This is a genomic window from Massilia aquatica (assembly GCF_011682045.1).
GTDB lineage: Bacteria > Pseudomonadota > Gammaproteobacteria > Burkholderiales > Burkholderiaceae_D > Telluria_A > Telluria_A aquatica.
This window is the reverse complement of sequence record NZ_VVIW01000004.1, coordinates 39,543-60,236: the sequence shown is the minus strand read 5'-3', so window position 1 is coordinate 60,236 and position 20,694 is coordinate 39,543. Positions and strand designations below refer to the sequence as shown.

Genomic DNA, 20,694 nt, shown 5'->3' with positions numbered 1-20,694 from the left:
ATTTCTTGGGACGAAAAGGTATGAGAACGACGATGTTGAAGAAATCCCTGGCTTGCGCGGGCATGGCACTGGCGTGCGTGGCGTGCACCGTTCCGGCGGCACGCACGACCGGCAATACCAGCCCTGGCGCCGCCAGCCTGGTCAGCGGGAACACGATCTTTGTGACGAACCGCTACGGCCCGAGCGCGATTTACTTCGATCCTTCCGGACGGTTTCGCGACACTGGCGGCAGCAGCGTGTCGGAAGGCTCCTGGCGTGCCGACAAGGACCAGGTTTGCACCACCAAGGATCCCACGCCGGCGCGGGTAACGCCCGAATTTTGCCTCGATCTGGCAGGCAAAAAGGTGGGCACGGGATGGACCGGAGACGATCCGCAAAACGGCAAGCTGCTGTTCCTGATCACGCCAGGGGACAAAAGCGAACGCCATTAATCGGCGTTGGCCGTGAACGCTGCTGGCATTGGGCGGCTGCCACCGCTGGCGCGGCGTCAGGTCGCAGCGGCGTAGTCGTCCTGGTCCTGCCACACGCCGTCGTCCCACCAGTGTTCGGCCAGGACGATGGCGACATCGTAGGCGTCGTCGTCATCATGGCGATAGATATCGATGCTAAGGGACGCCGCCATGGCCTGGTCGAAGGCATGAAACGCGCGCAGCAGCGCTGCGTTGGCATTGAGCGGGTAGACCGAAAAGCACACCAGCCGGTCGCGTTCATCGATTGCCAGCAACTGGCGCGCCAGCACCCGGCCGGCGCCGTCGCGCGCGTACACCACCTGCTTGTTGGCGTCGAGCAGGCAGGCCACGGCGGAATAGTCGCACAAGCCGCCCAGACCAAGGCAGCTGCCCACGTGGGTGCCCAGCATCAGGATGTCGAGCGGATCGCTTGCCACCGTCAGCCGCGCGCCGGGCAGGCCATCCACGTCCACGCAGAGCGCGCTGCCTTGCCACGCCAGCGCGTCGATGCGCGGATGACGTGCGAACCAGGCGCGGTTGAGCGGGTGCTCAAGGTAGGCACCGGTTTGTCCCTCGGCCTGCTCGCGCAGGACGCGCCGCAATCCCTTGCGGTTGATGTCGATGCCAGCGGCCAGCCGCACCGCGTGGCTGGCCGCGCCTGACCGGTCATGCAGCTTGAACGGCTGGTCGATGCTGCGCAGGATCGCCTGTTCCAGCGCCGCCAGCAGCACCTGCGGCAAACGCGACATGGCGAGGCGGCAGTGGCGCGCGACCTGCGCATCGCTCAGGATGAATTTCCCTTCGAAGTGCTCGCGCAAGCGCCGTGGCACCGGGCTTTGCACGCCGCAGTCGAGGCACAGGCGGTACAGCGTGCGGCAGGCGTCGTCCGGGACCAGTTCGCTCCAGCGGGTGGAAAACCAGACCGTGTGCGCGGTCTCGGACAGGAACTGGCGGCGGCGTTCCCATGCGATGTATCCCAGCAGCCGCGCGACGCGCATCAGGCGCTGTGGCGCCACGCTCAAGCTGCGCATGGTGAATGCCGGCCAGCATCGCGCCAGGCTGACCAGGCCGCGTCCGATCATCCTGCCATCGTCCTCGCGCCGGCAGGCCCGTTCCACTGTCAGCCAGGTGCGCTCGCTGGCGGCGGCCAGTTGCTGCCAGCCTTCCACAGGAAAGGAGTTGGCCATGCTGGAAAGTGGATGCCCAATGTCGATGTCGGCTGAAAACGGTGCGCTGCACAGCCGCCGCAGCAAGGGCGCCAGGTGCGCTAAGCTCTCGCGCAAGGTATCGCCATCGTCCCACCCGGTCGTGTAGTCGTGCAACATGCGGGCATATTTTTCTTGCCAGGCTCCCGACAAGGCGATCAGGTCGGCGTGCCAGGCCGGAAAAAGCGCAAGATGGGCGCGCCAGCGCTTGTCGTTTTGTTTTTCGGTCTGACCGTCGCCGTACCATACCGTGCTGGTGAAGATCGACAGCCAGGTGTCGGCCGCGCCGGCGCTGAGCTTTTCCCAGCAGGTCTCGCGCAGCAGCTGCGCCAGTCCGGGTGCGTGTGCGCAGTCTTCCCAGAGACGCAGAGTGCGGTAATCGCCATCCGGACCAAGCGTGACGCGCATGCGGGCAATGTCGCTGACACGAAAGTCCGGGCATGCTTTGCCCACGCTCAGCCTGGACCTCAACTCGTGCGGGAGCAAAGGATCGACTCTCTGGCTGGCCAGCAGGCAGCCTTCCAGCGAATACGCCACACTCACCTTGCGCTGAAGGTTATCGAGCACGGCGTCGAGGTAGGCGGAAAAACAGTCGTCGTCCGCGTCAAGCGCATCGATGGCGGCCAGTTGGCTTTGGTCGAGAGCGCCCGGCGCCAGCAGGTACGCGCGCTGTTTCAGCAGGACCGTTAAAAAGATGATCTGGCGCGGCGGAGGCAGCATGAGCGCCAGCGCGGCCCAGGCATGCGCGTGCGGGGCCAGTGCGCACAGGGTCGCGGGCACGATCAATGCCGGCCCCTGCGCCGCGCCGCCGAGTCCGCGCCAGAGGTGCAGCCATGCCAGCAGCTCGTTCGATGGCCGCGTGCGCAGCCGCCACAGGAAGGCGCGGCGGAAGGCGTCCGGGATCGCCGGCCATTGGCCCGCTCCCCGCGCCAGCAAGCTTGCCACGGTCGGCGCCCGGTCTGTATCGGAAGTCAGCGCGAGCGGCGCGCCATCGGCGCCGGGAACCGGCAGACGCGGGTGGTCGTGACGCGCCAGAAAACCATCGAACAGGCGCTCGTCCGCCAGCCAGGCGGCCAGGTCGAGCACCGGCGCAGCGGGTTTGGGCGGCTGGAATTTGGTGCCGCGAAAAGCGCGCGGGTGAGCGGCGCTGGCTTTCGGCGCTGGCGCTGGTGCTATGCGCTGCGGCATCGGCGCGGCCTGCTCGCCGGACTCGGACAGCGTGGCCCAAAACACGCGCCACAGGGCCGGCCACACGGCATCGAGTTCGCGCGCCGCGCAGACCTGGCGCCAGTCGGCCAGCAAGGCGTCGCGCTGCGGATACAGGCCGGCGGGCAGGTCGGCCAGCGCCATGCGGCGCAGGGCCGGCGCGCCGCCGGACGCGTCGGCGACCCACGCGAACAGGCCGTCGGCGCCGCGCATCAGGGCGAGCAGCAAGGGAGCTTGAATCGCTTGCGTATCAGGCGGCATGGAAGATCAATCCTGGTCGCCCTGCACCGGCGGCTTCTTTTTGCCGGTGATCATGGCGAGGACCAGGTTTTCACGATGCTGCAAGCTGGTAAACACCACGCCCGAGACGTGCAGCACCACCAGTCCCACCAGGGTCCAGGCAATGGCCACGTGCAGCCGCACCGGCCAGGCATACCCCCACAGCAAATCGGTGCCGAGCGCCCAGCCGCTTACCGCCAGCAGGGCCACGCAGGAGAGCAGGGCGAGCACCATCGCGCCACCGAGCGGATTGTGGCCCAGGTGGCGCGCGGCGCGCCCCTGCGCCACCGCCCGCAGATAGGCGACGGTGGGGCCGGGCGCGCGCACGAAATGCGAAAAGCGCGCGTAGCGATTGCCCGCGAAGCCCCACAGCAGGCGCGCCGCCACAATGGCGGCCGAGGCGTAGCCGATGACTTCGTGCCACCCCTCGACCTGCTCGCTGGTCACCCAGGCCGCGACGATACTCGCGACCAGGCCCCAGTGCAGCAGGCGCACCGGCGCATCCCAGATTGTTTGCGAGGGCTGGCTCAGATCACTTCTCTTCGACGCGGGCAAAGGTCACCGGGTCGAAAAACGCTTCGATGCGCTTGCCTTGCGGGTCCTTGGCATAGACTTCGTAGCAGCTCGGGGTCTGTTCCATGCGGCGAATCACCCAGCCTTCCTTGGTCAGTTTTTCGTGCAGTTCGGTGTGCGGCTTCCATTCCGCTTTTGGACGGGTGGTGCATTTCACGTCGCCGTGGGCCCAGGCGCCGTTGACGGCGAAGGCGAGGACGAGCGGTACCAGTTTGGCGAAGGTCGAAGTCATGTTGTTTCCTTGTTAGTGAAAAATCAAACGAAAAATCAGGTCGCTGCCCAGCGGCGCAGCAGGTTGTGGTAAATCCCGGTCAGCTTGAGCAGGTTGCGGTCGTCCGCCGCAAGACCCGGGGTCAGGTTCTGGATGGTCTGGTCCAGGTCGAACAGCAAGGTGCGCTCGGCCTCGTCGCCGACCAGGCTCTCGATCCAGAAAAACGAGGCCACCCGCGCCCCGCGCGTGACCGGTGTAACCCGGTGCAGGCTCGAAGCCGGATACAGCACCATGGCGCCGGCGCCCAGTTTCACGGTCTGGACGCCGAATTCGGTGTCGATTTCCAGCTCGCCGCCATCGTATTCATCCGGCTCGGCCAGGAACAGGGTGGCGGCCAGGTCGCTGCGCAGGCTCAGGTGCGTGCCGGGAATCTGCATCACAGCACTATCAACGTGCGTGCCGTAGGTTTCGCCGACACTGTAGCGATTAAATTTTGGCGGATAGATCTTGCGCGGCAGGGCGGCGGCGATGAACAGCGGCGTATTGCCCAGCGTGCGCAGGATATGGTTGCCCAGGCTGACGGCCACTTCGGCGCCATCGTCGATCTGGGCATTGTTCTTGGCCGAACGCGCCAGGGTGCCGGCGGTGGCCGCGCCGTCTTGCCAGTCGGCTTTGTCGAGGTAGGCGCGAAACTGGCGTACTTCGTCCTTGGAGAGGACCGCGTCGAGCGTGGTCAGCATGGCGCGTCCTGGCGGCGCAGCAGGGTGCCGCTGTCGATCTCGCCCACCGTGGCGCAGCCGGCCAGCGCCATGCACACTTCGAGTTCTTCGCGCAGCAGCTTGAGCATGTGCGCCACGCCGAGCGCGCCGGCCACGCTGAGCGCGTACATTTGCAGGCGCCCGACCAGCACCGCGTCGGCGCCCAGGGCCAGCGCCTTGAAGATGTCGGCGCCGGAGCGGATGCCGCCGTCGAACAGCAGCGGAAACGCCGGGCCAACGGCATTGCGGATGGCCGGCAGCACGTCCAGGCTGGCCGGGGCGCCGTCGAGCGTGCGCCCGCCGTGGTTCGATACCACCAGCCCGGCCACGCCGATGGCGCGCAGGGCAATCGCATCGTCGGGATGCAGTACGCCCTTGACCAGCACCGGCAGCGTGGTCTGGCCGAGCAGCCAGCGCAGGTCGTCCCAGGTCGGCGCCGTGCTCATGATGCCCTGGAAGATGCGGCTCTGTTCCGGCGCGAGCGGGGGCGTGGCGGCCGGGGCGTAGCCGCGCAGGTTGGCCGCCACGCAGTCGGCCGGCATGCGGAAACCCGCATCCAGGGCGCGCTTGCTGGGCACCTGGATCGGGGCGTCGAGCGTGACCACGATGGCCGTGTAGCCGGCTTGCACGGCGCGGCGCAAGAGGTCTTGCGTGTGTTCGCGGCGCAGCTGGAAGTAGAGCTGGAACCAGCGCTGCGGACCGGCGCCGCGCGCCACGTCTTCCAGGGTGCAGGACGAGAGCGTGCTGCTGATCAGGCAACTGTCGACCGCGTGCGCCGCGCGCGCGCTTTGCAGTTCGCCGGCGCCGTGCGCCAGGTTCTGGAAGGCGACCGGCGCCAGGAACACCGGATGGGCGAACTGCTGTCCGGCCACGGTCACGCGGGTGTGGCCGGCGCCGACGTCGCGCAGCAGGCGCGGATAGATGTCCCAGCGCGCAAAGGCGGCCAGGTTGGCGGCCACGGTCAGGTCGCGCCCGCTGCCGCCGGCCACGTAGTCGTAGCTGGGCGGCGCCATGAAGCGCTGCGCCAGCACTTCGTAATCGGCGGCGCAGCCGATGTCGGCGGGGATCTTGCCAAGAGGCGGCTGGGCGCCAGGGAGTGGTGGTGTCATCATCAAATGAAAAATGCCGGGGGTTACCCGGCATTGTAGCGAACTTGCGTGGCACTCAAGCGACTTGAAGCGCCACGCTGTGGAAGTTCTTACAGTTCGTAGTTCAGCGCCACGCGAACAGCGCGCGCGTCACCCTTGTACAGGAAGGCGCCCGAGCGGTACACGGCGGTGAAGTAGTCCTTGTTGCCGACGTTGAGCACGTTCACGCGCAGGTCCAGCTTCTTCGAGAAGCGGTAGGCGGCAAACGCGTCGTACACGGTGAACGACGGTACCGGCTGCGAGCACTGGTTGTCGGCGGTGTAGCCGGCAGCGGTGTCGGGCTGGCCGCCGCAACGGCCGCTCTCGTAGCGGGCCACGGCGCCGAACGAGAAGGCGTCGGACAGCTGGTACTTGGCCTGCGCCGAGAACGACTTTTCGGCGAAGTTGGCCAGTTCGCGGCCGATGCCCACTGGCGTGGAGGAACCCGTGACTTTCGACTTCATGATGGCTGCGCCGACCTGGGTCGAGAGGGCTTCGGTGACGTTGCCGGTCAGGCCGAATTCAATCCCCTGCACCTTGTTCTTGCCGGTGTTGAAGGTGCCGACGGTGTCGTAGTTGGCGCCTTCCATCACATCCTTCTTCTTGGTCTGGAAGATGGCGGCGGTGGCCAGCAGTTTGTCGTCAAGCAGGTTCCACTTGGTGCCCAGTTCCAGGTTGAGCGAGGATTCAGGCTTGGCGCCGGCGATCTTGTTCTGGTACAGCACGGCGCCGCCGTAGCCGCTGTTGGTGCCCGAATCGGCTTCGCCGCCGTTGATGTCCTGCGAGCTCGCCGCGCTGCCGTAGACGATCAGTTTCGGCAGGACCTTGAAGCTCACGCCCGCGTGGCCGTTGACCAGGGTGTCGGTGTAGCTGTAGTCGCCCGTGACCAGGTTGGTGGCCGGGGTGCGGCGCGCCAGCGACAGGTCGAAGCGGTCGGCGCGGATGCCGGCAAAGGCGGTCACGCGGTCGGTCAGGTCGACTGTGTCCATCGCGGTCAGCGAGAAGGTCTTGACTTGCCAGTCCTGGTTCCAGCTGTTGCGGGTGCTGCTGCGGCCGGCCAGGTTGGTCAGGTCGGCCACCGGCACGCCATTGACGTCGTTGAAGCAACGCGCGTTGTTCGGGCCGACGGCGATCGCGCTGCGGCAGTTGAAGGCGCCGCTGTTGGCGACCGTGAAGTTACCCGAGACGACTTGATGGTCGGTGTATTCGGCGCCGAAGATGAATTCGTGCTTCATGCCCATGATCTGCTTGTCCCAGCGCAGATTGCTCTGGTGCGCAAAATACTCGACATCCTGCCAGCCGGTGTGGCCGCCGTCCAGCGCTGCGCTGACGAACGATTTGGTGTTGGCGGTGGTGTCGCCGACATACCGGGTGCCGCTCGAGGCGCCGGTGGTGACGTAGGCATTGTTCGACTGGCCGTAGCGGGTCAGGCTGGTCAGGGTCAGGTCGGGGGCGAGTTTCCAGTTGACGCGCGCGGTCATGGTGTCCACGTCCGAGCTCAGGAAGTCGTTCGACTGGGCGTACACCGGCACGTTGGTGGCCGGTACGCGGTTCGGCACGGCGCCGACCAGGAAGTGGCCCAGGTCGGGCAGCTTGTCGTCGGTGCGCAGGCCATAGTAGTCGAGCGTGACGGACAGGTCTTTGTTGACTTCCCACAGGCCCGATACCGCGACGCCCTTGCGGGTGCGGCTCGATGGCTTACGGTCAGGCACGTCTTCGTCGCCGTACAGCACGTTGGCGCGCAGGGCGAAGTTGTCGCCGAAGCCTTTGTTGAAGTCGGCGGTGACGCGTTTGTGGCTGTCGGTGCCGACGCCCACGGTGACGCGCTGGAAGTCTTTGTCCAGGGTCGCCTGCTTGGTGATCGCGTTGATCGCGCCGCCGGCGGTGCCGCGGCCGGCGAAGCTCGAGTTCGGGCCTTTGGAGATTTCGAGCTGCTCGATGGCGAAGCTTTCGCGGGTGGTCATGCCAGGGTCGCGCAAGCCGTCGACGAAGACGTCGCTGCGCGCTTCCTGGCCGCGGATGATGTAGCGGTCGCCGAAGGCATTGCCGTTTTCGCCGGTGCCGAGGGTGATGCCTGGCTGGGAGCTGAGGATTTGCTTGAGTTCGGTCATGCCCGAATCGTCGATCGCGGCCTTGGTGATCACCGAGATGGTCTGCGGCGTTTCAGCCAGCGGACGGGTGTGGCGCGAATCGCCCGAGGTCTTGGCCTTGTACGGCGCGCCGACTTCGGCGTTCGGGTTCGGGTCGAGGTATTTGCCGTAGACAACGACGTCCGGCAGGGTCTTGCTGTCTTTTTCCGAGGGCGCGGCGGCTGCGGCGCTTGGACCCGTCTGCGCATTGGCTGCGAACGGCATTATCAGCAAGGCACTGGAAATGCCCATGGCGATACTGGTTTTCTTCATGGAATTGAACGTCATGTCGCTCTTGCTACGAAGACTTTTTGGCTGTTGCGATTGCTGTTGCTTCAAGATTAACTCCTCAGATAGATATGCCGATTATAGCCAAATCTCACAGGAGCGTAAACGTTAATCAATCTCATTTGCATTTACGGCAACAGCATTTCTGTTGCTCAAATGATGTATTGCGTGGGAATGGCGGCGGTGCGAAGACGAATACCGAATGGCTTGATTGCACAGGGACTAAAATTGCATCTTTTAATTCTTGCAACGTTGACTAGCCTGGTCAGCGTGGCGCTGTTTTTCCCGGGATTTCCTCGATGTTTTTTGCCAATCTCAACGTATTTACCTTGTTGTTCGCCTGCGCGTTTTACCTCGCGCTGTGGCTTCCGGACACGACGGCCTCAGTGCTGCTCGTTCCCCGCAGCGGCATGGCGGCGATGACGCTGGCCGGCTGCGCGGGCGTGGCCCTGCTGCTCACGGCGATCTGGGTCAGGAAGGGAATGGCGCCCAGCGCGCCGGGCAAGCTTTACTGGGCCGGCCAGGCGCTGGTCGCGATCGCCAATGTGGCGCTGGCCGGTGGCATGCGCCTGTCGCTGCACGCGGCCTCGATCAGCAAGGAGGAAGAGGTGTGGTTCACGATGGTGATGCTGTATTACCTGGGGCCATCCGCCGTCGTGCTCGCTGCGGTGGGGCTGGTCATGGCGATCGTTGCCGCCGAAAAGCGCCAGGGACGGCGCTGATCGACGGCGCCAGCCTCAGGCGGCGAGCGCTGCGAGGAATCCGCGCGCAGCCCCATCCAGCCGCCTATTTTTTGTAGTAGCCTGCTGAAATGACGATGTCTTCGACTTTTTCAAAATAGGCCGACTTGGCTTGCATTTCCTTGGTCACCGGATTGACCCATTTGTAGTCGACCCAGCCGTTGCCCGGATTGGCGGCTTTGCTCATGATTTCCTTCATGAAGTACTTGTCGTCGGCATCTTTCAACTCGATGATATTCTTGCCCGCCATCTTGGGATTGGCGCCGTGCGCCAGCACCTTGGCCTTGGTGTCCCACACGCTCAGGTACAAGTCCTTGCTGACGAACTGGCCCCTGGTATTGGCCACCTCGGCAATCAGCTTGTCCTTGCCGTTGGCCTTGAAGAAAGCCACGCCCTGCTTCACCAGCGCACTGGCTTCCTCGGCCGTTGCGGCGTCCGCCGCCAGCACATTGGCCGCGAATGCCAGGGAAGCGGCGACGCCGATTACACTTTTGATCAACATTGTCATCAACTTACTCCTTCAAGCGTGGGAGGAACATGTGTCGGCAAGCATCCTGATGGTGTACCCGCCGGTGGCGAAAGTCAATCGCGATCGTTGCCTGGCGTATCCTGTCCTGTCTCTACTTGTTCAGGTCGATCCTGCCGCTGCCCACCACATCCACATGCACGCCGTGGATTGACATGGCGCCGTCGGCCTTCATCACCATCTTGCTCGCCGAAAAGCGCGGCCGGATGTGCCGCTGTTGAAAGGAAAGGGTGTATGCGGATCGATGTGTTTCTGCGGGCCGAATCGGCGGTCGATACGATCAGGTTTTACGTGCAGGAATTGGGAATGTTCCAGGTCGATGCGGATTACGGCATGGATTCGTACTTGCTGCGGGCCAGCGCCCATCCCGGCATCTGCCTGCAAATCACGCCCTGGCATCCGGCGGCGCGCGAGGCGCCCGTGTTTGCGCTGACCATACCAAGCTGCGACGTCGCATTCCAGCGCCTGCGGGCCATGCGCTTTGCCGGCGGCGGCGGCCTGGTACCGGACAAAAACGGCGTGCTGGAGGTATTCGAATGGCCAGGCGGGAAGAATTTCATGCTTGAAGATCCGTCGAAAAACCGCTTTCTCCTGTGTGAAGACCATATCGCACCAGCCTGAGCCGATTGTCGGACGCGCGCCACAGTCATTTCATCGTCACATTTCATCGTTACATTTTTACATTTCTTCCTTCGCGAACCAGCCACGCGGCCACCGTACCGCCGGCATCACCCTGGAGTCATGATGAAACCGACACTGCTCGCCGCCAGCCTCGCGCTGGCCCTGTTTGCCAGCGCACCCGCCCAGGCATGGCAACAAGAAACGCACCGCCGCATCGTGCTCGATGCGATCACGTTCATGAAGAACAATCCATCCTCCACCAACTACGCCAAGCTGGCCGCCGGCGTAACCAGGGCCGGCTACACGATGGACCAGTTCGCCCAAGCCGTGGGCCAGGGCGCCTACGACGTCGACGATTTTGCCGACACCTACCTGTGCGGCGCCACCACCGGCAGCTGCCAGATGGCGCCGGTGTGGGGCCTGGGCTCCTCGCTGGCCAACTACACCTCGTACTGGCACTTCCAGAACCACACGGGTGGACGCGATGTGCACGGCAACGCCTTCGGCGGCTACAACTATGCCAAACTGACCCACCGCGGCGATATCGACAAGCTGGCCGCCGGCTGGCTGGTGGGCGACTATCTGGACGATGGCGCCGGCGGCCTGAAAGGCTGGTTCGGCGACAGCAGCAAGTACAACAGCTTCGGCGTGACCGAAGCGAACTACCGCATGGGCGGCAGCTCCACCAGCAAGCAGTACGCCGATTTCGAGTCGATGCCGTTCCAGCCGATCGACAACCTCGGGCAGTACTGGTGGCAGCAGTTCCTGGCGCGTCCGACCGCGCAGTCGCTCGGCTTTGTGCTGCACACCACCGACCTGGTCCAGCCGCACCACACCTGGGGCACCTCGGGCAACGGCCACTCGGGCTGGGAACAGTGGGTGGGCGACTATTACGACCGCGAACAGTTGAACGATGCCGCGCTGGTGCGCGGCGCGCTGGCCAGCTTTACCCCGCTCGCGCCAAACGCCACCGATATCCGCGCGCTGCTGACCCAGGGCGGCAGCTATTCGTACGCCAACGGCGGCATCGTGCTCTCGTCCACCGATCACGCCGACCGCCGCGCGGTGGCGCGCGCCATGGTGCCGCATTCGATCGCCATGGTGGTGCACGTACTTAACCGCGCCGCCGAGCGGTTGGCGATTTGATGGCGGTGCCCTTGGCGCGCCTGCTGCGCATGCTGGCCGGCGGCGCCTGGGTGGCGTGCGCCTGGCCCGCCGTGGCGGACCCGGCCCAGGCGGCACCGGCCAGCGTGGCGGCGGCGCGCATCGACGGCGCGCCGCTGCTCGCGTTCAGCGTCGACAGCAGCTGGCGCATGGCGCGCGCCAGCGATCCGGACGCCCAGCGCAGCGCCACGCTCGAGCTCCTCATCGCCAACCGCCTGCTGGCCGGGGAGGCGCGCAAGCGCTTCGGCGAAGCGGCGCTGTGGGCCGGCCAGCGGGTCGGCTTCACGCGCGAGGTGAGCATCGACGACCAACTGGTGAGCACCTTGCGCAGCCTGTACGGCAAGGAGATGGAACACGATTTGCAGCAACTGCCCGGCGCCGGCCTCGACAGCCTGCTGCGTCCGGCGCCGCCCTTGAGCGACGCCGAGCTCGACACGGTATTCGGCAAGCCCGGCGCGCTGCGGCTCGACGACAGCCTGGGCGAGGCGCAGCTGGCGCAAGCCGGCAAGCTGGTGCTGCTGCGCTTTGCCAAACCGGGCGGTGGAGAAGGCAGCATCAGCCTGGCCGACGTGGCGCGGCGCCAGAACGTCCAGGGCAGGGTGGCGCTGTTTGCGCGCCAGCGCGACTTCATGCAGCAGCAGGCCAGGCTGCAGGTCGCCTCGTGGTATGTGCTGGACTGGAGCGCGCGCCGCTTCGGCGCCGCGTCCGTGGCCGACCTGCGCCGGGTGCTGGCCGACCAGTCCGATGTGCAGGCGCTGATGCGCTTGCACGGCATGGGCGACGACCAGCACGCCGGCAGCCGCCTGCTCGACACCCTGGCCGCGCAGGTCAGCGCCGAGCAGGTGCGCGCCTACTACGCGCGCCAGCGCGCCGATTTTGTGCGCATCGAACGGGTGCGCGCGCGCCATATCCGCCTGCCCGATGAAGCGGCGGCGCGCACGGTGGCGGCCGCGCTGGCCGGCGGCGCCGATTTCGCGGCCATGGCGCGGCGCCACTCGATCGCGCCCGACGCCGCCGCCGGCGGCGCGCTCGGCTGGGTGCAGCACGACAGCAAGCCGGCGGGCAAACCCGGCTGGCTGGCGCATCTGCTGTTCACCCAGGCGCCGGGCCAGGTATCGGCCCCGGTGCGCACCCCTGCCGGGCCCGGCCGCAATGCGCCATGGGAAATCGTGCTGGTCGAGGAACGGGTGCAAGGCTACCAGGCGGCCGATTCCGAATCGGTGCGCCATGTGGCCAGCCGCGCGGTGGCGCGCGAGATGGCGGCGGCGCAACTGGCGGCATTGCGCGCGGAACTGCTGCGCAAGGCGCGCATCGAGATCACCAGGGCCGGGATGGCAGGGGCGGGGCCGGCATGAAGGGCGGCGCCCTGCTCGCGGCGCTGGTGCTCGCCGCTGCCGCCTCCCTGCTGGCGCGCCCGCCAGTGCCGGCCCCGGCCGCCGCTGCGCCGCCCGCCGGGGCTGCGGCCGCGGCCACGGCGCCTGGCGCAGCCCAGCCTGTCCAGGCGGCGCGGCCGGGATGGTTCGACGAGGTGCCGCGCGCCGCGCCTGCCACGCCCGTCACGGCCGCCGACAGCATGGCCGATGCGCGCCTGCATGGCGACGCGCGCACGCCGCCGCTGGCGCCGGCAGCGGCCGCCGGCGCGGGACCGAGCCCGGCCCAGTTGGCCGACCCGCAGGCTTACCGGGCCTACGAAGCGCGCCAGGATGCGCGCGTCATGGCCGCCTTCGCCAGCGCCGCGCAGCTTGAAGTGCCGCGCTTGCAGGCTGATGTCGAGCGCGCCCGCGCCAGCGGCATTCCGGCGGCGCAGATTGCCAGGGTGGAGGAGAAGATCCGGCGCCTGGAACAATTGCGCCGCGAGATTGCCGAGCCGGGAGCTGTGCCAGGACCTGGTCAAGCGCCATGAACTGTCGCCAGGATTGCGATTGCCGCCGGTGCTGCCGCTGGTGTTCTACAACGGCGCGCCGCGCTGGAGTGCGCCGCTCGATCTGACCGAGTTGCTCATGGTGCCGCCCGCCGGGCTGGCGGCCTTGCAGCCATCCCAGCGCTACACGCTGATCGACCAGCAGCGCCTGGACCGGGCGGCGCTGGACGCGAATGACGATCTGCTGGCGCTGCTATTCCGGATTGAACTTTCAGTGTTCTCCGATGTCTTTACGACGCATGTGCCGGTGCTGAAGACCTGGTTCAGGTCCACTCCCCTGACCAGCCTGCGGACCTCGGTCTGGGCGTGGTGGAAAGCGCTGCTGGCGCGTAGAAATGACGATATCCAATTGATTAATCTCGATACTGCGGAGGAGAGCGACATGGACATTGACATTGACAAAGAGTTGGAGAAGGACATGGAAAGGCTGGCAAGGTTAAGCTGGCCAGAGCAGGTCAAGCACGGCGTCTATGACGTCGCACTTAAGCGGCTTAAGAGAGAGAAAGAAACAATTATCGAGAAAGGCCACGGCGGAAGGCTTGGCGGAAGGCAAGGCGGTAGGCATCGCTGACGGTCAGGTCATCGCCCTGCGCAAAATGGTTGGCGCCCTGTTGCACAAGCGCTTCGGCGACTTGCCGGCGCCGGTGGCCCAGTGTATCGCCCAAGCCGCGAAGGACGATCTTGAACAATGGTTCGAGCGCAGCCTTGATGCGCCCACCTTGGCGGCTGTGTTTGCTGACGATAAGACACCTGGCTAGACAGGTTTGCTCTGACACCGGTGTCATTGGTGCGTCGGCGGAAGGCATGGTAATCTGATCCGGCATTAACATCGCACGTGTCTGCGCGCGCTGTTCCTTACCTTGCAGCACTCTCCGAGCGATCTCACCAACGGCGCCGCGCGCGGCTCCAGAAAGGAAGCCACGCATGAGCAACGCCTTCTTGAAGGGGATTGACGTCTCGCATTTCCAGGGCCAGATCGACTGGCCCACGGTGGCGCAGCAGGGCATTGCGTTTGCCTACGCCAAGGCCAGTGAAGGCGGCAGCGTCACCGATCCCCTGTTCAGCACAAATTATCCGGCCATGCGTGCCGCCGGTATCGCACGCGGGGCCTATCACTTCCTGCATGCGGATGTGGATGCGGGCCAGCAGGCGCGCCATTTCCTGAGCGTGCTCGGACCGCCGCAGCCGGGCGACCTGCCGCCCATGCTCGATGTCGAAACCGCCTGTGGCATGCAATGCGCCGCCATCGACCGCGCTGCGCTGGCCTGGCTGGGCCAAGTGCAACAAGCGCTCGGCTGCACGCCGCTGATCTATTCATCGCTCTCGTTCTGGAACAGCAACCTGGCCGGCAGCGCCGCGCTGTGCGCCTATCCGCTCTGGATCGCCGAGTACAGCAGCGCCGCCGCACCGGTCCTGCCGCACGGCGTGCATGGCTACGCCATCTGGCAGCACGCGCAAACCGGCAAGGTCGACGGCATTGAAGGCGCGGTCGACCTGGACCTGTTCAACGGCACGGCCCAGGCGCTGGCGCAGCTGGGCCGGCCGGTCTCCTGAACCATTCGGCCAGGTTTACAGCGGCGCGCGCATGATCGCGCCTTTTTTCCAGATTGCCATCACTGCGCTGCTCAGGTTGATGCCTTCGTGATCATCTTCCGAGAACGGCTTGTTGTAGGTGGCGATCGCGCCCGGCACCGGGACGCTCAGTCGCTCCAGCGCGGCCTTGATCTTGGCGCCGTCGGTGCTGTTGGCCTGGCGGATGGCGGCCGCCAGCAGCAGGATCGAGTCGTGCCCGCCGGCCACGGCGGTCGGATTGGTCATGCGCGCGCGCTTGTATTCGCTGCGGTAGGCCGCTTCGAATTCGCGCCCGGCCGTCGAGGTGGCGCCTTCCACGAAGGTCTGCGGCGAGATCGCGCCTTCGGCATGGGCGGCCGCCACATTGAGGAAGGAATCGGTGGCGTTGGCCCATGAGCCGATGATCGGCAGATGCATGCCCAGCTTGGCGCCGCTGGCGGCGATATGGCCCTGCTCGGTTCCGATGCCGTACACCAGCAGCACGGTCGCACCGGCTTCCCTGGCCTTGGCCAGCTGGGCCGACATATCGGCGTCCCCGATCTTGAAGCTGCCGACCGACACCGCCTTCACATCATGCGTGAGCAACTGCTTGACCATGTCGTCATGCCCGCCGGTGCCGTAGGGCGTGGTGTCGTGCAGCAGCGCGATTTTCTTGTGGCCCTTCTTGACCGCGTAGTCGACCATCATCTGCGCCTGCAAGGTGTCCGACGCTTGCACGCGGAAGGTGAAGTTGCCTTCCGGCGCGTTCTGAAACGCCTTGGTCAGCTTGGTGCCCGCCGAGGCCGGCACGATATTCGGCAGCTTGGCTTTCTGCATCGCCGGCTGGTAAGCCAGCACCACGCCCGTGTTCACCCCGCAGGAACAGGCCACCACGCCCTTGGCCAGCAGGGCCTGCATGTTCTTCTCGGCCAGTTCGGGTTTGCTTTCATCGTTCAGCTCGACCAGCTCCAGATTGCGCCCCATCACCCCGCCACGGGCATTGATCTGCGCCACCGCGAGGCGCTGGCCGTCGCGTACCGCCAGGCCCAGCGGGGCCGATCCGCCCGTCAGCGGCAACAGCGCGCCGATCTTGATGGTGTCGGCCGCCAATGTGGCGCTGGCGAGGCACAGCGTGGCTGCTGCGAATCCGATATGGCTAAGTTTCATGCGTAATCCTTTTCCTTCTGTTCTGTAAGGGGCAAACTGCTGAGGGGGACTCCGGATACGGCCGCGCAGCATCATGGTCGCGCGCCCAACGTTGCGCAAATTAATAGCGTTCTTGGCAAGGGCGCCTTAGTTTAAGGCAAATTTGCGCTGATGCAACAATTGAACTGTTGTATTTGCGTCAGCTCCCAGCACAAGGCGGCGCTTGGCATGCACTTTGCATGCGAATGGCGGCGAGCGGGTACGATACGGCCCCCGGCAGTAAACCGACTGTACCAAGCGGCTGTACTATTCTCATGCAACTACACCAGGAGACCATCTTGTCCTTTCTTGAAAACCATTTCAAACTCAAGGAGCACGGAACCGACGTCCGCACCGAGCTGCTGGCCGGGCTGACCACCTTCCTGACGATGGCCTACATCATCTTCGTCAACCCCTCGATCCTCGGCAGCGCCGGCATGCCCACCGACGCCGTGTTCGTGGCCACCTGCCTGGCCGCCGCCATCGGCAGCCTGATCATGGGCCTGTACGCCAACTATCCGATCGCGCTGGCGCCGGGGATGGGCTTGAACGCCTATTTCGCCTTCATCGTGGTCAAGCAGATGGGCTTGTCGTGGGAGGTGGCGCTGGGCGCGGTCTTCATTTCCGGCTGCCTGTTCTTGCTGGTGAGCCTGTTTCGCCTGCGCGAAATGATCATCAACGGCATTCCCGCCTCGATCCGGATCGCCATCGCGGTCGGGATCGGCCTGTTCCTCGGCCTGATCGCGCTGCACAATGCCGGCATCGTGGTGGCCAACAAGGACACCATGGTCACCATGGGCGACTTGCATTCGGCGCCGGCCCTGCTGGCGATCATCGGCTTTTTCGCCATCGTCGCGCTCGACAAACTCAAGGTCAAAGGCGCGATCCTGATCGGCATCATGCTGGTCACCGTGCTCAGCTTTTTCTTCGCCGGCAACAAGTTCGGCGGCCTGCTGTCGGCCCCGCCGTCGCTGGCGCCCACCCTGTTCAAGCTCGACATCATGGGGGCGCTCTCGGTCGGGATCTTGAACGTGGTGCTGGTGTTCTTCCTGGTCGAACTGTTCGACGCCACCGGCACCCTGATGGGCGTGGCCAGCCGCGCCGGCCTGCTGGTCGACGGCAAGATGGCGCGCATGAACAAGGCCCTGATGGCCGACAGCTGCGCCATCGTGGCCGGCGCCGCCCTGGGCACCTCGAGCACCACGGCCTACATCGAAAGCGCGGCCGGGGTCCAGGCCGGCGGGCGCACCGGCCTGACCGCGGTGGCGGTCGCGCTTCTGTTCCTCGGCTGCCTGTTCCTGTCGCCGCTGGCGGCGGTAGTGCCGGCCTACGCCACCGCCCCGGCGCTGCTGTACGTGGCCTGCCTGATGCTGCGCGAACTGGGCGAGATCGACTGGAACGACACCACCGAAAGCATTCCGGCCGCGATCACCGCGCTGGCCATGCCGTTTACCTATTCGATCGCTACCGGCGTGGCCTTCGGTTTTATTTCCTACGCCGTGCTCAAGCTGCTGACCGGGCGCGCGCGCGACGTCAAGGCAGCCGTGTGGGTGATCGCGGCATTGTTCTTGTTTAAATTTATTTACCTCGGCGCAGGCTGAGGCGGGCACGTGAAACCTTGCGTGTTTGTCCAGCTTGCGACAGGCACGCAACACTTCCGGAGGGCGATAGCACGCCGGATTGCATTTCGTCTTGACCTGGCTCAAGCCAGACAGGACTATGTTCTTGTGTTGTGACTCCCTGTCACCGAAAGGACACTGCCTTGACTTTGCTGCGCCATCTCTCGATCCAAAAGAAACTCATGCTGAGCATGGCAGCCTGCCTGCTATTGTTCGTTGTCATTTCCTCCACCCTGAGCATCACCATGACCAGCCGCGGGATCCGCGAGCGGGTCGTCGAGCAGGAACTGCCGTCGGTGGTGGGCGAGATCCGCAACGACGTGCTGCGCCAGATTGCGGTGCCGCTGGGCGCCTCGCTGGCGCTGGCCAACAACACCTACATCCACGCCTGGGAAGGCGAGGGCTTGCCCGACACCGGCATCGATGCCTGGAAGGCCTACGCCGGGAGCGTCAAGGCCAAGAACAAGGCGGTCACCGTGTTCTGGGTCTCGAAGGCGACCGGCAAGTACATGAGCGAGCAGGGCCTGACCCGCACCGTGGACAAGGAGGGCGGCAACGACCAGTGGTTCCACAGCTTCCTGGCCGAAGGCAAGCCCTATTCCCTGGTGCTGAACAAGGAAGGCGCGTCCGACATCATGTTGTTCATCAACGTGCGCGCCGAAGCCGGACCGGGCAAGCTGGGCGTGGCCGGGGTCGGCCTGTCGGTGGCGGCACTGGCCGACACGATTCGCGCCTACAAGGTCGGCCAGACCGGTTTCGTGTCGCTGGTGGCCGCCAACGGCACCGTGCTGGTGCACCGCGACGCCGCCCTGGCCGACGGCAAGCACTTCCTCAAGGACTTGCCCGGCTACAGCGATGAACTGGGCAAGACCCTGCTGGGCGGCGCCAAGTTCACCTACGCCGCCGGTACCGGCGCTAACGGTGCGCGCATCCTGGCCTCGTCGTATGTGCCGGAACTGAACATGTATGTGGTGGCCGAAGTGCCGGAAGCCGAAGTGCTGGGCAACGTCGCGCGCGACGCCACCGTCTCGGCCCTGGTGGCGGCCCTGGTCGGCGGCGGCATCGGCCTGTTCGGCATCTTCCTGATCAGCCGCGCGATCGCCGGCCCGGTGGCACGCGCCGCCGCGATGCTGAGCGATATCGCCGGCGGCAATGGCGACCTGAGTCGGCGTATGCCGGTCGAGAGCGGCGACGAAGTGGGCGAACTGGCCGAGGCCTTCAACCGCTTCGTGTCCTCGCTCAACCTGACCATCAGCCAGGTGCGCGGCAGCACCGAAACCATCGCCGCCGCCTCGAGCGAAATCGCGGCCGGGAATATGGATTTGTCGGGCCGCACCGAAGCGCAGGCGTCCAGCCTGGAAGAAACCGCCGCCGCCATGGAGCAGATGACCTCGACCGTGAAGCAGAATGCCGAGAACGCCAGCCAGGCCAACCAGCTGGTCGTGTCGGCCTCTTCGCACGCCGTCAAGGGCGGCCAGGTGGTGGGGCAGGTGGTCAGCACGATGGGGTCGATTACCGACAGTTCGCGCAAGATCGTCGACATTATCGGCGTCATCGACGGCATCGCTTTCCAGACCAACATCCTGGCGCTGAACGCCGCCGTGGAAGCGGCGCGCGCTGGCGAGCAGGGCCGTGGCTTTGCCGTGGTCGCCTCCGAAGTGCGCAACCTGGCCCAGCGCTCGGCCGCCGCCGCCAAGGAAATCAAGACCCTGATCGACGATTCGGTGCTCAAGGTCGATGCCGGCAGCAAGCTGGTGGACGAAGCCGGCGTCACCATGCACCAGATCGTCACCTCGGTGCAGCAGGTGGCCGACCTGATGAGCGAAATCGCCGCCGCCAGCTTCGAGCAGAGCCAGGGCATCGGCCAGATCAACCATTCGATCAGCGCCATGGACGACGCCACCCAGCAGAACGCCGCGCTGGTGGAAGAAGCGGCGGCCGCCGCCAAGTCGCTGCAGGACCAGGCGGCCACGCTTGCCGAGGTGGTCAGCGTGTTCAAGCTCGACGAGAGCGTGGCGCCACCGGCCCGGGCCGCGCTGGTGCGGCCCGCTCACGCGGCCCGTCTCGCGCCGCGTGCCGCTGCCAGGCCCGCCGCCAAACCGCTGGCCCGGCCCGCGACCGCAGCGCCCGCCAGGCCGGCCGCCAAGGCGCCAGCCAAGTCCGCCCCCGCCGGCGACGACTGGGAAGAGTTTTGAACGGCGCACGCTTTTCGACTTCAACCTTTGACTTCAACCGGGGAATGACCATGACTGACACTAACCTGCGCCGCCTGCCTGCGGCCTGCTTGCTCGCGGCGGCCAGCCTGGCCGGCGGCATCGCCCAGGCGGCCGACTGGAGCGACACCGCGATCAGCTGGCGCACCGGCGAGCGCTTCCGCGAACCGTTCAACAGCGAGAACATCGGCAAGCACGTGTTCGCGCTGACCCACGCCAGCGGCTACCAGTACGGCAGCAACTTCTTCAATCTCGACATGCTGGTCTCCGACAGCAAGGACCCGGCCTCGCTCAACCAGACCGACGGCGCCCAGGAAGCCTACGTGGTGTACCGCCACACGCTCGATATCGGCAAGCTGCGCGGCGCCCCCATCAAGTTCGGCCCGGTCAGCGGGCTTGGCGCCACCGTCGGCTTCGACTGGAACACCAAGAACGATGTCGGCTACAACTCGCGCAAGCAGATGCTGGTGGCCGGCCCGACCTTGATGTGGGACGTGCCCGGTTTCCTGTCGACCAGCCTGTTGCTGCTACGCGAGAGCAACGCCCCGAGCGGCGCCTTTCCGCCGGTCTCGCAGGTGCGCGGGCGCTACACCTACGACCTGCATCCGATGCTCACCGCCAGCTGGGGCATTCCGGTCGGCACGCTGTGGGCCGTCGAAGGCTACGCCAACTTCATCGCCTCCAAGGGCAAGAGCGAAACCGGGGCTGACACCGGGGCCGAAACCAACATCGACATGCAGCTCATGTTCGACGCCGGCGCCGCCATGGGCTACAAGAAGCGCACCTTCCGCGTCGGCCTCGAATACCAGTACTGGAACAACAAATTCGGCAATACCTCGGCCACCACGGGCGGCAAAGGCTACCGTGCCAAGACCCCGATGATACGGGTGGCCTACCACTTCTGATGGGGCGCCGGCAACGTTGCAAGT

General features: G+C 65.7%; 20 protein-coding genes. 11 read left to right on the top strand and 9 right to left on the bottom strand.

Annotated elements, in window-relative coordinates; all coding sequences use genetic code 11:
• Positions 1–32: 32 nt before the first annotated feature.
• Positions 33–431, top strand: a complete 399-nt coding sequence (locus F1609_RS08760) for a hypothetical protein (RefSeq protein ID WP_167076108.1) — start codon at positions 33–35, stop codon at positions 429–431.
• A gap of 56 nt (positions 432–487) precedes the next feature.
• Here the strand turns inward: F1609_RS08760 and F1609_RS08755 are convergent, their stop codons facing one another.
• From F1609_RS08755 to F1609_RS08730, 6 genes are all read right to left on the bottom strand, one after another.
• On the bottom strand, positions 488–3,121 hold the full coding sequence (locus tag F1609_RS08755; protein ID WP_167076107.1) for a hypothetical protein: 2,634 nt from the start codon (positions 3,119–3,121) through the stop codon (positions 488–490).
• A gap of 6 nt (positions 3,122–3,127) precedes the next feature.
• Positions 3,128–3,634, bottom strand: a complete 507-nt coding sequence (locus F1609_RS08750; protein ID WP_370661607.1) for a cytochrome b/b6 domain-containing protein — start codon at positions 3,632–3,634, stop codon at positions 3,128–3,130.
• A gap of 37 nt (positions 3,635–3,671) precedes the next feature.
• Complete coding sequence (locus F1609_RS08745; protein ID WP_166871057.1) at positions 3,672–3,944, bottom strand: PepSY domain-containing protein; 273 nt, start codon at positions 3,942–3,944, stop codon at positions 3,672–3,674.
• Positions 3,945–3,979: 35 nt separating this feature from the next.
• Entirely contained in the window at positions 3,980–4,663 is a 684-nt protein-coding gene (locus F1609_RS08740; RefSeq protein WP_167076106.1) for a Fe2+-dependent dioxygenase, read from the bottom strand.
• Positions 4,657–5,793 carry an alpha-hydroxy acid oxidase gene (locus F1609_RS08735; protein WP_229421756.1) on the bottom strand — a complete coding sequence of 379 codons (1,137 nt, stop codon included), beginning with the start codon at positions 5,791–5,793 and terminating at the stop codon, positions 4,657–4,659. The genes F1609_RS08740 and F1609_RS08735 overlap by 7 nt, the downstream gene beginning before the upstream one ends.
• Before the next feature lie 86 nt (positions 5,794–5,879).
• Positions 5,880–8,225 (bottom strand): TonB-dependent receptor, encoded by a 2,346-nt coding sequence (locus F1609_RS08730; protein WP_229421755.1) that lies wholly within the window; start codon positions 8,223–8,225, stop codon positions 5,880–5,882.
• Between the two features lie 299 nt (positions 8,226–8,524).
• Here F1609_RS08730 and F1609_RS08725 point away from each other — a divergent pair, with 299 nt between their 5' ends.
• Positions 8,525–8,947: a hypothetical protein gene (locus F1609_RS08725; RefSeq protein ID WP_167076105.1), complete on the top strand. Its 423-nt coding sequence runs from the start codon at positions 8,525–8,527 to the stop codon at positions 8,945–8,947.
• 64 nt (positions 8,948–9,011) lie between these two features.
• Here the strand turns inward: F1609_RS08725 and F1609_RS08720 are convergent, their stop codons facing one another.
• Positions 9,012–9,473 carry a cache domain-containing protein gene (locus F1609_RS08720; protein ID WP_167076104.1) on the bottom strand — a complete coding sequence of 154 codons (462 nt, stop codon included), beginning with the start codon at positions 9,471–9,473 and terminating at the stop codon, positions 9,012–9,014.
• A gap of 252 nt (positions 9,474–9,725) precedes the next feature.
• Here F1609_RS08720 and F1609_RS08715 point away from each other — a divergent pair, with 252 nt between their 5' ends.
• From F1609_RS08715 to F1609_RS08695, 5 genes are all read left to right on the top strand, one after another.
• Positions 9,726–10,112: a VOC family protein gene (locus tag F1609_RS08715; RefSeq protein WP_167076103.1), complete on the top strand. Its 387-nt coding sequence runs from the start codon at positions 9,726–9,728 to the stop codon at positions 10,110–10,112.
• 123 nt (positions 10,113–10,235) lie between these two features.
• Positions 10,236–11,258, top strand: a complete 1,023-nt coding sequence (locus F1609_RS08710) for a phospholipase C/P1 nuclease family protein (protein ID WP_167076102.1) — start codon at positions 10,236–10,238, stop codon at positions 11,256–11,258.
• Entirely contained in the window at positions 11,258–12,631 is a 1,374-nt protein-coding gene (locus F1609_RS08705; RefSeq protein ID WP_229421753.1) for a peptidylprolyl isomerase, read from the top strand. Before F1609_RS08710 ends, F1609_RS08705 begins: the two co-directional genes overlap by 1 nt.
• Entirely contained in the window at positions 12,628–13,179 is a 552-nt protein-coding gene (locus F1609_RS08700) for a hypothetical protein (RefSeq protein ID WP_167076101.1), read from the top strand. Before F1609_RS08705 ends, F1609_RS08700 begins: the two co-directional genes overlap by 4 nt.
• A 28-nt stretch (positions 13,180–13,207) precedes the next feature.
• Positions 13,208–13,768: an Rpn family recombination-promoting nuclease/putative transposase gene (locus F1609_RS08695; RefSeq protein ID WP_370661615.1), complete on the top strand. Its 561-nt coding sequence runs from the start codon at positions 13,208–13,210 to the stop codon at positions 13,766–13,768.
• Here F1609_RS08695 and F1609_RS08690 read toward each other — a convergent pair.
• A complete protein-coding gene (locus F1609_RS08690) occupies positions 13,710–14,123 on the bottom strand; it encodes a hypothetical protein (RefSeq protein ID WP_167076099.1) in 414 nt (137 codons plus the stop codon). The two genes, F1609_RS08695 and F1609_RS08690, sit on opposite strands and share 59 nt — an antisense overlap.
• On the opposite strand from F1609_RS08690, the gene F1609_RS08685 reads away from it, so the two are divergent.
• Positions 14,122–14,751, top strand: coding sequence for a glycoside hydrolase family 25 protein (locus F1609_RS08685; protein WP_167076098.1), 630 nt, complete (start codon positions 14,122–14,124; stop codon positions 14,749–14,751). The genes F1609_RS08690 and F1609_RS08685 overlap by 2 nt on opposite strands.
• 15 nt (positions 14,752–14,766) lie before the next feature.
• On the opposite strand, the gene F1609_RS08680 is transcribed toward F1609_RS08685, so the two are convergent.
• Positions 14,767–15,915: an ABC transporter substrate-binding protein gene (locus F1609_RS08680; RefSeq protein WP_167076097.1), complete on the bottom strand. Its 1,149-nt coding sequence runs from the start codon at positions 15,913–15,915 to the stop codon at positions 14,767–14,769.
• Positions 15,916–16,208: 293 nt separating this feature from the next.
• On the opposite strand from F1609_RS08680, the gene F1609_RS08675 reads away from it, so the two are divergent.
• The 3 genes from F1609_RS08675 to F1609_RS08665 all read left to right on the top strand — a co-directional run bounded on the left by F1609_RS08675 (position 16,209) and on the right by F1609_RS08665 (position 20,670).
• Positions 16,209–17,534 (top strand): NCS2 family permease, encoded by a 1,326-nt coding sequence (locus tag F1609_RS08675; RefSeq protein WP_167076096.1) that lies wholly within the window; start codon positions 16,209–16,211, stop codon positions 17,532–17,534.
• Between the two features lie 161 nt (positions 17,535–17,695).
• Complete coding sequence (locus F1609_RS08670; protein ID WP_167076095.1) at positions 17,696–19,747, top strand: methyl-accepting chemotaxis protein; 2,052 nt, start codon at positions 17,696–17,698, stop codon at positions 19,745–19,747.
• A gap of 50 nt (positions 19,748–19,797) precedes the next feature.
• Positions 19,798–20,670: an outer envelope protein gene (locus tag F1609_RS08665; RefSeq protein WP_167076094.1), complete on the top strand. Its 873-nt coding sequence runs from the start codon at positions 19,798–19,800 to the stop codon at positions 20,668–20,670.
• The last annotated feature ends 24 nt before the right edge of the window (positions 20,671–20,694 follow it).

Bases quoted from the DNA above. Each gene is read 5' to 3' on its own strand.
- F1609_RS08760 (WP_167076108.1), top strand. From the start codon at position 33: ATGTTGAAGAAATCCCTGGCTTGCGCGGGCATGGCACTGGCGTGCGTG.
- F1609_RS08755 (WP_167076107.1), bottom strand. From the start codon at position 3,121: ATGCCGCCTGATACGCAAGCGATTCAAGCTCCCTTGCTGCTCGCCCTG.
- F1609_RS08745 (WP_166871057.1), bottom strand. From the start codon at position 3,944: ATGACTTCGACCTTCGCCAAACTGGTACCGCTCGTCCTCGCCTTCGCC.
- F1609_RS08740 (WP_167076106.1), bottom strand. From the start codon at position 4,663: ATGCTGACCACGCTCGACGCGGTCCTCTCCAAGGACGAAGTACGCCAG.
- F1609_RS08735 (WP_229421756.1), bottom strand. From the start codon at position 5,793: ATGATGACACCACCACTCCCTGGCGCCCAGCCGCCTCTTGGCAAGATC.
- F1609_RS08730 (WP_229421755.1), bottom strand. From the start codon at position 8,225: ATGACGTTCAATTCCATGAAGAAAACCAGTATCGCCATGGGCATTTCC.
- F1609_RS08725 (WP_167076105.1), top strand. From the start codon at position 8,525: ATGTTTTTTGCCAATCTCAACGTATTTACCTTGTTGTTCGCCTGCGCG.
- F1609_RS08720 (WP_167076104.1), bottom strand. From the start codon at position 9,473: ATGACAATGTTGATCAAAAGTGTAATCGGCGTCGCCGCTTCCCTGGCA.
- F1609_RS08715 (WP_167076103.1), top strand. From the start codon at position 9,726: ATGCGGATCGATGTGTTTCTGCGGGCCGAATCGGCGGTCGATACGATC.
- F1609_RS08710 (WP_167076102.1), top strand. From the start codon at position 10,236: ATGAAACCGACACTGCTCGCCGCCAGCCTCGCGCTGGCCCTGTTTGCC.
- F1609_RS08705 (WP_229421753.1), top strand. From the start codon at position 11,258: ATGGCGGTGCCCTTGGCGCGCCTGCTGCGCATGCTGGCCGGCGGCGCC.
- F1609_RS08700 (WP_167076101.1), top strand. From the start codon at position 12,628: ATGAAGGGCGGCGCCCTGCTCGCGGCGCTGGTGCTCGCCGCTGCCGCC.
- F1609_RS08685 (WP_167076098.1), top strand. From the start codon at position 14,122: ATGAGCAACGCCTTCTTGAAGGGGATTGACGTCTCGCATTTCCAGGGC.
- F1609_RS08690 (WP_167076099.1), bottom strand. From the start codon at position 14,123: ATGCGTGGCTTCCTTTCTGGAGCCGCGCGCGGCGCCGTTGGTGAGATC.
- F1609_RS08680 (WP_167076097.1), bottom strand. From the start codon at position 15,915: ATGAAACTTAGCCATATCGGATTCGCAGCAGCCACGCTGTGCCTCGCC.
- F1609_RS08675 (WP_167076096.1), top strand. From the start codon at position 16,209: ATGCAACTACACCAGGAGACCATCTTGTCCTTTCTTGAAAACCATTTC.
- F1609_RS08665 (WP_167076094.1), top strand. From the start codon at position 19,798: ATGACTGACACTAACCTGCGCCGCCTGCCTGCGGCCTGCTTGCTCGCG.